General features: G+C 60.8%; 13 protein-coding genes. 6 read left to right on the top strand and 7 right to left on the bottom strand.

The window, feature by feature from the left end; translation table 11 throughout:
- Positions 1-92 precede the first annotated feature (92 nt).
- The 3 genes from WH303_RS08445 (at position 93) to WH303_RS08435 (ending at position 3,385) form a co-directional block, all read left to right on the top strand.
- Positions 93-1,913, top strand: a complete 1,821-nt coding sequence (locus tag WH303_RS08445) for a peptidase M14 (protein ID WP_339517946.1) — start codon at positions 93-95, stop codon at positions 1,911-1,913.
- Positions 1,914-1,983: 70 nt separating this feature from the next.
- Entirely contained in the window at positions 1,984-2,367 is a 384-nt protein-coding gene (gene crcB, locus WH303_RS08440) for a fluoride efflux transporter CrcB (protein ID WP_339517944.1), read from the top strand.
- 154 nt (positions 2,368-2,521) lie between these two features.
- Positions 2,522-3,385 carry an LOG family protein gene (locus WH303_RS08435; RefSeq protein WP_021028266.1) on the top strand — a complete coding sequence of 288 codons (864 nt, stop codon included), beginning with the start codon at positions 2,522-2,524 and terminating at the stop codon, positions 3,383-3,385.
- A 76-nt stretch (positions 3,386-3,461) separates the two neighbouring features.
- On the opposite strand, the gene WH303_RS08430 is transcribed toward WH303_RS08435, so the two are convergent.
- From WH303_RS08430 to WH303_RS08410, 5 genes are all read right to left on the bottom strand, one after another.
- Complete coding sequence (locus WH303_RS08430) at positions 3,462-4,163, bottom strand: ABC transporter ATP-binding protein (protein WP_116927423.1); 702 nt, start codon at positions 4,161-4,163, stop codon at positions 3,462-3,464.
- An 8-nt stretch (positions 4,164-4,171) separates the two neighbouring features.
- A complete protein-coding gene (gene livG, locus WH303_RS08425; protein WP_260719483.1) occupies positions 4,172-4,939 on the bottom strand; it encodes a high-affinity branched-chain amino acid ABC transporter ATP-binding protein LivG in 768 nt (255 codons plus the stop codon).
- Between the two features lie 37 nt (positions 4,940-4,976).
- On the bottom strand, positions 4,977-6,209 hold the full coding sequence (locus WH303_RS08420) for a high-affinity branched-chain amino acid ABC transporter permease LivM (protein ID WP_373604934.1): 1,233 nt from the start codon (positions 6,207-6,209) through the stop codon (positions 4,977-4,979).
- Positions 6,206-7,129 (bottom strand): high-affinity branched-chain amino acid ABC transporter permease LivH, encoded by a 924-nt coding sequence (gene livH / locus WH303_RS08415; RefSeq protein WP_027011204.1) that lies wholly within the window; start codon positions 7,127-7,129, stop codon positions 6,206-6,208. Before livH ends, WH303_RS08420 begins: the two co-directional genes overlap by 4 nt.
- An 89-nt stretch (positions 7,130-7,218) precedes the next feature.
- Positions 7,219-8,343 carry a branched-chain amino acid ABC transporter substrate-binding protein gene (locus WH303_RS08410; protein WP_021028271.1) on the bottom strand — a complete coding sequence of 375 codons (1,125 nt, stop codon included), beginning with the start codon at positions 8,341-8,343 and terminating at the stop codon, positions 7,219-7,221.
- 716 nt (positions 8,344-9,059) lie between these two features.
- Between WH303_RS08410 and WH303_RS08405 the strand changes: the two genes are divergently transcribed.
- A complete protein-coding gene (locus WH303_RS08405; RefSeq protein WP_339517939.1) occupies positions 9,060-9,269 on the top strand; it encodes a hypothetical protein in 210 nt (69 codons plus the stop codon).
- A 163-nt stretch (positions 9,270-9,432) separates the two neighbouring features.
- Here the strand turns inward: WH303_RS08405 and WH303_RS08400 are convergent, their stop codons facing one another.
- A complete protein-coding gene (locus WH303_RS08400) occupies positions 9,433-9,642 on the bottom strand; it encodes a hypothetical protein (RefSeq protein WP_021028273.1) in 210 nt (69 codons plus the stop codon).
- 392 nt (positions 9,643-10,034) lie between these two features.
- On the opposite strand from WH303_RS08400, the gene WH303_RS08395 reads away from it, so the two are divergent.
- Both WH303_RS08395 and WH303_RS08390 read left to right on the top strand, forming a co-directional pair.
- Positions 10,035-10,253 carry a hypothetical protein gene (locus WH303_RS08395; RefSeq protein ID WP_021028274.1) on the top strand — a complete coding sequence of 73 codons (219 nt, stop codon included), beginning with the start codon at positions 10,035-10,037 and terminating at the stop codon, positions 10,251-10,253.
- A gap of 723 nt (positions 10,254-10,976) precedes the next feature.
- Positions 10,977-11,495, top strand: a complete 519-nt coding sequence (locus WH303_RS08390; RefSeq protein WP_339517937.1) for an endonuclease V — start codon at positions 10,977-10,979, stop codon at positions 11,493-11,495.
- 230 nt (positions 11,496-11,725) lie between these two features.
- Here WH303_RS08390 and WH303_RS08385 read toward each other — a convergent pair whose 3' ends face one another.
- Complete coding sequence (locus tag WH303_RS08385; RefSeq protein WP_339517936.1) at positions 11,726-12,259, bottom strand: hypothetical protein; 534 nt, start codon at positions 12,257-12,259, stop codon at positions 11,726-11,728.
- Positions 12,260-12,301 lie beyond the last annotated feature (42 nt).

Raw genomic sequence — 12,301 nt, 5'->3', positions numbered from 1 at the left:
GGCGCATTGGGGAATAAGCGCCAGGGGACAGCAGGAACAGCGCGCTTGTTCTATGCTGGTGGACCACCCGCATCCACACCCCAGGCCCCGCCATGACGCTTTTGCTCTCCCACACCCTCAACCGCACGCTCAGCCAATGGCTGGCTGAACGCCTGGCCCATCCGCAGCCCGAGCTGGCTTGGCAGCTCTGGTGTTTTGAAGGCGTGGATGCGCGCCGGGCGGCTGAAGAGCAACTGGCCAAGCAAGGCATCCGCGCCCGCATCCGCAGCGCCTACAAGCCGCTGGTACATGCGGTGCTGGAAGAGCTGGACACCACCGGGCTGCAAAGCCTGCAGCTGCACTACCCGCTGCATGCAGATGCCGCCGCCAACCGTTTCATGCTGGAGGCCTACCCGCTGGCCGCGATGCTGCCGCCCGGTGTCGAGCTGCAGATGGAGGCCGGCCAGCACAACAGCAGCTACACATTGGCGCTGCGCTACCAGGATGGGCGCACACAAAGCCTGCAGGTGTTCGCGCCCAACCGGCCTTTCCAATCGGCGCACGGCAGCAGCGGCATCACCCCCTGCGGCTGGCAGCAGGCGCATGATGCCCAGGGGCGCATCGTGCACGATACCGCTGTACTCACCGACTATGAAGCGGCCTATGCCCAAGCCATGCAGGCCATTGAGCAGCATGGCTGGCCCAAGACCGAGCCCTTCTTTGGCCGCCTGCATATCGCCATGCAACTGCCTGGTTTTGAGCAAGCGATTGCCGGCACGGACGAGACCATGAGCACGCCCGAAGCCATGCACGAGGACCTGTATTTCTCGCTGCTGGAGCATTTCCAAAAGCTGTCAGGCCGCGCAGCCGGTGACCGCCGCCTGCAACCGGGCCAGATCGTGCCGGACATCCGGATCGCCACCCAATCGCACCCGCTGGAGCTGTCCACGGTGGGCTTGCAGATCCGCGCACTGGCCCTGAGCGAGCCTTTGCCCGAGGTGGATAACGGCCTGCCTGCGGCTGCCCTCAGCCCCCACAGCATGGCCCAGGCCGATGCAGCCGCAGCGCAGCTACAGCGCGCGCCGAGCCTGGCCCAGATGGATGCGCTGGTCCAGCCGCTGTTTTCCGCTTATGGCAGCGCCTGCCAGGGCCAGAGCGTGCAAGGCCGCCCCATTGCTGCCACTTATAAAAAGGGCAGCGAGCACCCGGTGGTGCTGAGTGGCGGCCAGCATGCCAACGAGATATCGGGCGTGACAGGCGCGCTGCGTGGTGCGCTGGCACTGGCGCAGCGGGCGGACAGCCACTTTGCCTATATCCCTGTCGAGAACCCCGACGGCTACGACCTGCACCAGTGGTACTGCCGCTATGCCCCCGAGCAGATGCACCATGCAGCGCGCTACACCGCGCTGGGCGATGACCTGGCCTACCGCGACCATGCCCCCTGGTACGAAGGCGCCCTGCGGCGTGATGCGATTGCTGCCAGTGGCGCGCAGTTGCACCTGAGCCTGCATGGCTACCCGGCCCATGAATGGACGCGACCCCTGTCCGGCTATGTGCCGCAGGGCTTTGACCTCTGGACCATTCCCAAGGGCTTTTTCCTGATTCTGCGCTACCAGGAAGACTGGCAGCCGCAGGCAGAGGCTCTCGCCGAACGGGTGGCGCAGGCCCTGCTGCAGGTGGCAGGTTTGCCAGAATACAACCGCCGCCAATTGGCGCTGTACCAACGCCATTCCGGCCGCCAACCGTTTGAGCTGCGGCACGGCACGCCCTGCACCATGCAGGTCGACAACCACGGCCTGACCCCCGTGAGCCTGATCACCGAGTTTCCGGACCAGACGGTGGTGGGCGACGCGCTGGTTTTTGCGCATACCGTTCAACGCGCTGCGGTGCTGGCCGCCTATGCCGCCTGGCAGGACATTGTGCCAACGCGCTGAGCTGGTGAGCATCACGGGCCTGGCACCGATTTTTCACGCAGTGCAGCTGCGCCCTGCTAAGCTGCCTGCCATGTGGAATGTTCTTGGCATATCGATTGGCGCCTGCCTGGGCGCGCTGGCACGCTGGCAACTGGGCCGCTGGCTCAACCAGCCCCATGCCTTGCTGCCCTGGGGCACCTTGGCAGCCAACCTGGTGGGCGGCTATGCCATCGGGCTGCTGGTGGCCCTGTTCCAAAACTCCCCAGGCATCGACCCGGTCTGGCGCCTGGTGCTGATCACCGGTTTTCTGGGCGCCCTCACCACCTTTTCCAGCTTCTCTGCCGAGACGGTCTCGATGCTGCAGGCCCAGCGCTACGGCCTGGCGCTGCTGCAGTGCAACCTGCACCTGCTGGGCTCGCTGGCCTTGACGGCCCTGGGCCTGGCAACCGGCCAGGCACTGTGGGGCGGGCGCTGAGAATCCCTAAGGCGTATTTTTTAAGGCATTGCCGCTAGTGCATGCCCAAATCGCTCTATATTCAGTAGCAGCGCAGGCCCCGCTTGCGCTGCTTGTGTTTTTTGTGAACGCTGGTGCCTGCCGGGCACTGGCATTGTGAAAGCTGGAGAAGACCATGGACGCCAACACCCAACTCGACGAACAAGTCATGGCGCATGACTGGAACCTGTTCGGCGCCGACATGCCGCCAGAGCAGGCTGCCAAGCGCGACTCTTACCGCCTGGCCTTTGCCGACCCCGAGTTTCTGAGCCGCCGCGAGACCCGCTCGATCCGCTTTCAGCTCGAGATGCTCAAGCCCGATCTGGAGCTGACCGCCCAGGGCATCAACAACACTGTGGTGGTGTTTGGCAGCGCCCGCTTTGTCGCGCCCGAAGAGGCCGAGGTACTGCTGGCTGCCGCCCAGGCCCAGGGCGATGCCCAGGCGATTGCCGTGGCGCAGCGCGCCGTCACCACCAGCCGCTACTACGATGCCGCGCGCCGCTTTGCGCGCCTGGTGGCCAAGTTCAGCGAAACCCAGAAGCTCGAAGACCGCCTCTATATCTGCACCGGCGGCGGCCCCGGCATCATGGAAGCGGCCAACCGCGGCGCCTCCGAAGAGCATGCGCCCAATGTCGGCATGAACATCACCTTGCCCCATGAGCAGTCGGGCAACCGCTACATCACGCCGGCGCTGTGCTTCAAGTTCCACTACTTTGCGCTGCGCAAGATGCACCTGATGATGCGCGCACGCGCCCTGGTGGTGTTTCCCGGCGGCTTTGGCACGATGGATGAGCTGTTCGAGGTGCTGACCCTGGTGCAGACCCACAAGGCCAAGGGCGTGCCGATTGTGCTGTTTGGCGTGGATTTCTGGTCGCGCATGCTCAACTTCGATGTGATGATCGAGTACGGCACCATCTCGCCCGAGAACGTCAAGCTCTTCCACATCACCGACGATGTGCATGAGGCCTGCCGCATCATCCAGGCCTACTACCAGCGCTAAAGCAGCGTTCGGCCCATAAAAAACCGCTCCTGGCCATGCAGCCAGGAGCGGTTTTGGCTTTGGGTAGCTGCGCGGATCAGCCGCCCAGGTAGGCCTTGCGGATGTCCTGGTTGCGCAGCAGGTTGACGCCAGAGTCCTCCAAGGTGACCTTGCCGGTCTCCAGCACATAGCCCCGGTCGGCGATCTGCAGCGCCTGGTTGGCGTTTTGCTCGACCAGGAACACGGTCACGCCCTGCTCACGCACGGCCTTGATGATCTCGAAGATCTGCGCAATGATCAGCGGCGCCAGCCCCAGCGTAGGTTCATCGAGCAGCAGCAGGCGCGGCTTGCTCATCAGCGCCCGGCCAATGGCCAGCATTTGCTGCTCGCCGCCCGACATGGTGCCGGCGCGCTGCTCGGCTCGTTCCTTGAGGCGGGGAAAGAGCCCGTAGACATAGTCGATACCGTGCGCAATCTCCTGCTTGTTCAAGAAGAACGCGCCCATCTGCAGATTCTCCATGACCGTCAGGTCCTTGAACACACGGCGGCCTTCGGGCGAGATCGCAATGCCCTTGCGCATGATCAGGTGCGAGGACTGGCCCACCAGCTCTTCGCCCTCAAACTTGATCGAGCCCGTGGTGGCACAGGGGTTGCCGCAGACGCTCATCAGCAAGGTGGTCTTGCCCGCGCCATTGCTGCCGATCAGCGAGACGATCTCCCCCTCATTGACATGCAGGCTCACATCGTTGACTGCACAAATCGCACCGTAATGCGTGCTGATATTCTTGATTTCCAACATCGGCTGCATCAGGACTCTCCCAGGTATGCCTTGATCACGCGTTCGTCATTGCGAATGACCTCCGGCACACCCAGTGCAATCGGCTTGCCATACTCCATCACCAGGATGCGCTCGGACACGCCCATCACCAGGCTCATGTCGTGCTCGATCAGCAGCACGGTCACGCCGTATTCGCGGCGCAAGCGGTCGATGAGGTGCTGCAGCTCCACCTTTTCCTGGGGGTTCAGGCCCGCTGCGGGCTCGTCGAGCATCAGCAGCTTGGGCTTGGTGATCATGCAGCGCGCAATCTCCAGCCGGCGCTGGTGGCCATAGGCCAGGTTGCCCGCCTCGCGGTTGGTAAAGGCACGCAGGCCCATCACATCCAGCCAGTGGGCCGCTTGCTCCTTGGCGTGCTCTTCGGCCGCACGGTAGGCCTTGGTCTTGAACAGGCCCGACAGCAGATTGCGCTTGATCTGCTGGTGCTGGGCCACCAGCAGGTTCTCCAGCACCGTCATGCCCTTGAACAGGCGCACGTTCTGGAAGGTACGCACCACGCCGTGGTTGGCCACCTCATGGCTGGCAAGGCCGGCAATCGACTGCCCGCCCAGCGACACGGTACCGGCCGTGGGCTTGTAGAAACCGCTGATGCAGTTGAACACGGTGGTCTTGCCCGCGCCATTGGGGCCAATGATGGCGAATACCTCTTGCGGCTTGACATCGAGCGCGACCTGGTCGACCGCGAGCAAGCCGCCAAAGCGCATGCACAGGCCTTCGACCTTCAATATGCTTTGACTCATAAACACTTCTCCCTGTTTGCGTTTTCCGTGTTTACGGTCATTGCTTCAACTCTTCATGGTGGCGCTTCATCGGGAACAAGCCCTGCGGACGCCAGACCATCATCAAGATCATCACCAGGCCGAAAATCAGCATGCGGTATTCCGAGAACTCGCGTGCCAGCTCGGGCAGCACCGTGATCAGGATCGCGGCCACGACGACGCCGATCTGCGAGCCCATGCCGCCCAGCACCACGATGGCCAGGATCAGGGCCGACTCGATGAAGCTGAACGACTCGGGGCTGACAATGCCCTGGCGCGCGGCAAAGAATGCACCGCCAAAACCGGCAAACATGGCGCCCAAGGTGAAGGCCGAGAGCTTGATCTTGGTGGGATTCATGCCCAGCGAGCGGCAAGCGACTTCGTCTTCACGCAGCGCTTCCCAGGCGCGGCCAATCGGCATGCGGATCAGGCGGTTGCTGATCCACAGGGTGACCAGGGCCAGGCCCAGCGCCAGCAGGTACAGAAAGACCACCATGTGCATGGTGTTGAACTCGATGCCCAGGAACTGCTGCAAGGTCTGCGCACCCTCTTGCGAGGCCGAGCGGGTCAGCTCAAAGCCCAGGAAGGTGGGCTTGGGAATGCTCGAGATGCCGTCCGGCCCGCCGGTGAAGTCCACCAGGTTGACCAGCAGCAGGCGGATGATTTCGCCAAAGCCCAAGGTCACGATCGCCAGGTAATCGCCGCGCAGGCGCAGCACCGGAAAGCCAAGCAAAAAGCCGAACAAGGCAGCGGCTGCGCCGGACAGCGGCAGCGCTTCCCAGAACGACCAGCCGGCCCAGTGGAACAGCAAGGCGTAGGTATAGGCGCCCACGGCATAAAAGCCGACAAAGCCCAGATCCAGCAGACCGGCAAAGCCGACCACGATGTTCAGGCCCAGGCCGAGCATCACATAGATCAGCGCCAGGGTGGCGATATCGACCGCGTTGCGGCCGCTGAAAAACGGCCAGGCAATGGCCGCCACAATCACCAGCCACATCAATGTCATGCGCATGCGGGCGCTGACCTCGGGCAGGCGCGGCGCCTGCACCCGGGCCATATGCTTACCCAGCAGTGGCTTGACCAGCTGCAGCACCAGCACGATGACAAAGCCCCAGATCACCAGGTTCCAGTGCGGCTCAATGTAGTTCTGGCCGCCCTTGCGCTCCAGGTGCAGGCCAAAGATGGGGACCACCACCAAAGCGGCCAGCACGGCCGAGATGATGGCGTTCTTGATGTTCGCTTTCACCATCAGACTTTCTCCACTTCAGGCTTGCCCAACAGGCCCGTGGGGCGGAAGAGCAGGATCAGCACCAGCAGACCAAAGGCGACGATGTCCTTGTACTCGGACGAGATATAGGCGGCAGCCATGGTCTCGGCAATGCCCAGCAGCACGCCGCCCAGCATCGCACCCGGAATGCTGCCGATACCGCCCAGCACGGCTGCAGTAAAGGCCTTGATGCCCGCGACAAAACCGATATAGGGGTTGAGCTTGCCAATCGCCAGCGCAATCAGCACGCCGCCCACGGCAGCCAGCACCGCGCCCAGGATGAAGGTGAACGACACCACCTTGTTGGTGTCAATGCCCAACAGATTGGCCATCTGCATGTCTTGCGAGCAGGCGCGCGAGGCGCGGCCCATGCGCGAGTGGCGGATGTAGAAGGTCAGCGCGGCCATCAGCACCACGGCCACCACAATGATCAAAACGCGGGTGTAAGGCACAAAGACCTCGAAATCACCCATGTGAAAGTTGAATGCACCAGGCAATAACGAAGGCACCGCCATATCGCGCGCACCCTGGCCCAGGGCCACCCAGTTTTGCAAGAAGATCGACATACCGATGGCCGAGATCAGGGCCACCAGACGGGGGCTGCTGCGCAAGGGCTTGTAGGCCACCTGCTCGACCACATAGCCATAGACCCCGGTGAGCACCACGGCCACCAGCAGCATGGCACCAATCACCACAAAGACCGGCAGCCCGCTTTGCGTGCCGATGGCCGACAAGGTCACCAGGCCGATATAGGCCGCAATCATATAAATCTCGCCGTGGGCGAAATTAATCATTCCGATAATTCCATACACCATCGTGTAGCCAATGGCCACCAGCGCGTAGATCGCGCCCAGTGACAGACCATTGAACAACTGTTGTATGAATTGGGGCAAAAAATCGTTCATACCGTACCAACCCAATTCCATTGGCGCTTGTGGCCGCCAAAATAAAAAAGCATGGCTCTATGTTTTAGAGCCATGCTTTTGCCAAACACTTACTTGGTTGCAGGCGACTTGCTGCCGTCCTTGTGCCAGCTGAACACCTGGAAGTCGTAGGACTTCAGGTCACCCTTGGCATCCCAGGCGAGCTTGCCCAGTGGGGTTTCGAAGGTTGCGGTATGCAGGTGCTTGGCCACCTTGGCGCCATCATTGCCCACGGCCTTGATCGAGTCAGCAATGACTTGCACGGCGGTGTACGAACCCATCTGGAACGAACCGGAAGGATCGCGCTTCTTGTCCTTGAAGGCCTTCACGATGGCGGCATTCTTGGGGTTGGAAGCGAAGTCCGCAGGCAAGGTCACCAGCATGCCTTCCACGGCAGGGCCGGCGATGGCGTTGATTTCAGGATTGCCCACGCCTTCAGGGCCCATGATGCGGACCTTCAGGCCTTGCTCGGCCGACTGGCGCAGCAGCAGGCCCATCTCTGGGTGGTAGCCACCGTAGTAGACAAAGTCCACGCCGGCGCTTTTCAGCTTGGTGATCACGGCCGAGTAATCGCTGTCACCGGCGTTGATACCCTCGAACAGCGCGACGTTCACGCCGTCGGCCTTGAGCGTGTCACGCACGGCCGTGGCAATGCCCTGGCCGTAGGATTGCTTGTCATGCAGCACGGCAACCTTCTTGGGCTTGACGTTCTGGGCAATGAACTTGGCAGCGAAAGGACCTTGCTGGTCGTCACGGCCAATGGTGCGGAAGATCGAGCTGAAGTTCTTGCCTTCGGTCAGTGCGGGCGACGTGGCCGATGGGGTCACGACCACCACACCTTCGTTGTTGTAGATCGGAGCTGCAGCAATGGCAGCGCCCGAGCACACGGGGCCGACCACGTAATGGATCTTGGCGTTGACCACGCGGTTGGCAGCCACTGGGCCTTGCTTGGGTTCGCAGGCGTCGTCAACGATCACCGCTTCGAGCTTGTTGCCGTTGATGCCGCCAGCGGCATTGATCTGCTCCAGCGCCGTATCCACACCCTCCTTGACCATGTCGCCGTACTGGGTCAGCGGACCCGTCGCAGGAATCACCACGCCAATCTTGATATTTTGAGCCTGGGCGGCGCCAGCCAGCATGCTGCCGGCCAAACCAAATGCAACCACCATCGAGTTGAGGCGAAACGGTACCTTCATATCGGAATCCTTTTTTTAATCAAGCTATGGATCGCAACCATTGCCAATAGAGCAACTATCAAGTGCGATGCGGAGACAGCATATAGGTCTAACCAACTCTCACAAGAGGGATGCCAAGGATTGCCAAATATGTCACATATGTGCTAGCAGACAGTGACCTTTGCACCTATGCGAGGCATCCATCGGCATCTTTGCACCAAATGTGTGCAAATGCCTCTAAAGCCACCGCAAGCAGTGGTTGAGCCCTTCTCCTTTTAGATGCATTTTTTGCATCCATCAGATGGAACCCTGCGCACCCCGGCATCCGCCGCGTGCTTGCCCCCTTGCCAACAGCCTAGCGGCCATCACAAAGCCCAGAATACAAGCACGCCATTGCGAGAGGCAGCATTGTGCGCGAAAAATCCTGCCGCGCGCGCATTCAGCGCTGCCCAAACACATTGAGGCCCAGCCAAGATCGGCATAGCGGGTTCAGCCCACAGATTTTATTGTTACATCCGCAATCAAAATCCACCACCATCATCACTGCCCAGAAAGCTGATCAAAAACCAAGAAAACGCAAAAAACGCTGAATACACAGGGGCTTATGGGGCTGCCACAACCTGACAGTATGTGAATGTTTTCATTCGGAGATTCTTTAACCATTGCTAACTCAAGCAAAAACTGCTTGCACAATGTCAATCACGTATGGAGAATTGTTCAACATGAAAGAGATTAGGTTGATCAATTCCAAAGGCAGCGGCGCGGACAACGCCGTGGCCGCCTCTGCCTGGCTGCCCGATGACGCCCACCATCGCCAGCAATTTCTGCAACTGCTGGAGCAGGCCATTGCTGACGGCGGGCCAGGCACCTACCTGCTGCAGACCCGTGGACACCATGTGCTCACGGATATTCTCTACCCCAACCGGGCGTTTTGCACGCCAGCCTAAGCGCTGCGGGCATTGCGCGCTGGCCGCAAGTGCCGGTCTGCTGCGCCTGGTTCATGCCGCTCTTGCGCATCGCTGCGCCAAGGCAAGCGCCTATGTGCTTTGCCGCAGCACCGCCTTCATTGCCTACGCAGGCAGATTTTTGGCTGCACGCGCCAGTTTGGCGTCAGTCACCCACCACCACCCCGAGCGCTGCCAGCTTGGAGGCCAGCACATCGCGCCGGCGTTCAGCCTTTGCGGCAGTCGCCATCGCAGCACGCATGGCTTGAGGCCCTTTGAGCGATGCGACACGCACCAGGGCCGTTTTCTGGTTCACCTCGGCCACCAGCTTTTGGTAACTGGCCATCAACGCAGCATGTTCTTGGGAAGGGCTCACAGCTTTTCCTTATCTTTCTACAGCCGCTATTGTCGGGCGAAATGCCTCCCGTTCATGGGCATCGCCCTGCGCTAACGCAGGGTCTGTATCGCGCCTGGCGACAGTGCTCCCAGCCTTTGCTGCCTCCGATTGTGTTGCATGGCAGCCAATGCGCCTGCACGCAAGCCGGAACCGGTTACAGTGGGGCATAGCTCAAGGAGGATTCCATGGTCACCCAAGCGCAACGCAACCGAAGCCCGGACACGCAAGCACATGGATACCAGCCTGCGTCCGCAGCACCTCCTTGGCACTCGCAGCAGGCCTAGCCCTCTCTCCGCGCCGCCCGGATTTCCCTTTTGATTGCGACGGGCGAGTGACTCCGGTTATCTCGCCATGCACACCGCTTGAGCCTTATGAAAACCATCGACGAAATGCTGAGCCTGGACCTGCTTACCCACGACCAACATGGCGAGATCAGCGCCTGGATTGACCAGTCCAGCTCCCCCGAAGAAATTCTGCAAATGCCCCCCAACCTCTGGCAGGCCATCGAGCGCGCAAGCCTGGCCATGGGGGTCAACGACGATCTTTTGCGACCGCCTGCCCTGGACGCAGGCAGCTTGCTGCTGGGTTGATTTTTTGCCCAGCACCGTGTTTGCTGGTGGCGCAAGCCAGGCCGAGGAGCTGATACCCACCCAGGGGTACACGAGGGCTCGCTAGCCAGTTCCACCGGCATGGATGTGCCAAGGGGCCTCGGAATGGCTGGCCTCAGCGGACAAAGCAGCCCAATGTCCGCGAGGCCGGCCATTGCGCTGCCGCCAGTTCACACTCTGACACGCTTGCCGTGACAGTTGTTTATTTTGCAAAGGCCCGCTGGCAATAGGTATAGCTTATGATTTTATGGATATAGGGAGGGTGCCAGAACGAAGTATTAGCTAGTCATTCCTTGAGAGCCTGCTGAACGCAGGCTCTTTTTTTTGCAATCCAAGGGAATACCCTTGCAAAATCGATTTATATCAATCTATAGAATATATCTAATGATTTTGCCGGATTCATGCACCATCCTCCCTCCCTCTCTATATTTGCATGAACATGCCTGAGCGATCAGGAACGGCTTTTTACAGCGCCTCTGGCCACCTTCGGGTGGCCTTTTTTTGCGGCCAGGGTATGCAGAACTTCCGCAGTGATCAAGCGCCCAATCGTCGCCCTATTGCCCCTCGCACCGCTTGTACCAGCACGGCCAACAGCGCCTGGACCTGGAGCTGGGATAAGGGATGGGCTTGCTCCGCAGCGCTCAAGCCAATCCAAAGCATGCGAGCAATCAGCTATAGTCGCAGCGCAACCTAAGAGCTCGTTCGATGATTGCCATCTTGGATGTCCACTACCAGGGCCAAACTGCGCAAGCGGCCTGCATCACAGCGAGCAGCTGGTCATCGCCAGCCGCGCTGCACCACTACATCGCCCACATCGACGCCATACAAGACTATGAACCTGGCGCCTTTTACAAGCGCGAGCTTCCTTGTTTGCTCAGGGTTCTGCAAGCGCTACCCTCACTGCCCCAGGCCATCGTCATCGACGGCTATGTGTGGCTGGGTGATGAAAAGCGTGCCGGCCTGGGTGCCCACCTTTACCAGGCCCTCGATGGCGCGGCTCCGGTCATCGGCGTCGCAAAGACCGCCTTCCATGGGGTTGCATCCTGCCCGGATGTGGTTCAAGTGCGCCGTGGCCAGTCGCAGCGTCCCTTGTTTGTGACTGCGATCGGCGTCAGCCCGCAGGTAGCCAGTGCCTGGGTCGCCAGCATGGCGGGCGCGCACAGAATCCCATCGCTGCTGACCCTGACCGACCAGCTCTCCCGATCTGCCAGGCTGGAGCCTTAGGCACCGCCCTGCTGAGCGGGTTGCCGGCCTGTACCTTAGGCTGGGCAGCACCGGTGGTGGACGGTCCGTCGTTGCGGGCAAGCGCCGCAAAGCCTCCAGCGTGCTCACAGCCACACTGCGTCCGCAGTGCCCATCCCAGCCCGGACGTGCTGCGTCTTTCTGCGCCGGCAATAACAAATTCACTATTTTCAGTGATAACAATTGTTACGCACTCTCTCTATGCTTCAAACTCAGCAGCCCTTCACCTCCGCGTGCAGGCGGCTGCTGAGTTTCAGTTCCACTTTGTTGGATGGCGAGAGATGAATACCAGCACTGCACACCCATCGTTCCATGCGACTACTACCTTGCAAGGCTTGCTTCCGCCTCATTTGTGGCGAGTGCTCGCAAGAAATGGCATTACCACCATTGAACAGGTAGCCCAGAGCTACCCGGAAAAGCTTCTGCAAATGCCCAGCGTGGGCCCCAGAACCTTTAGAAAAATAGAGGAAAGCCTGTTTCCCGGCAAGCGCTATGCGCCCCCCCAGCAGGCCTATGTTGTGCAGACCGATCTGGACCAGCCATCCAAAGCCCTGCCCTTTTTCAGACGCACCCAGAATGCCCTGAGGCGGCACGACCTCAAGTAACCAAGGCTGCGCTGGGGTGACAGCGCTTGGAGACCTTGCACAGACCGGCGCTTTGCGCGCCCCAATATCTACAAGCCTGCACCCTTGTCTTGCCATCACACCCATGGCTTTGGCTATTGCAAAGCCCTGCGCCTCCATCACGGCCGTTCCATACCGCCGATGGACTGCAACGCCCACCCTCCG

It is taken from the genome of Comamonas sp. MYb69 (assembly GCF_037479315.1).
GTDB lineage: Bacteria > Pseudomonadota > Gammaproteobacteria > Burkholderiales > Burkholderiaceae_C > Comamonas.
The sequence above is the reverse complement of the archived record's forward strand: the minus strand, read 5'-3'. Positions and strand labels throughout refer to the sequence as shown.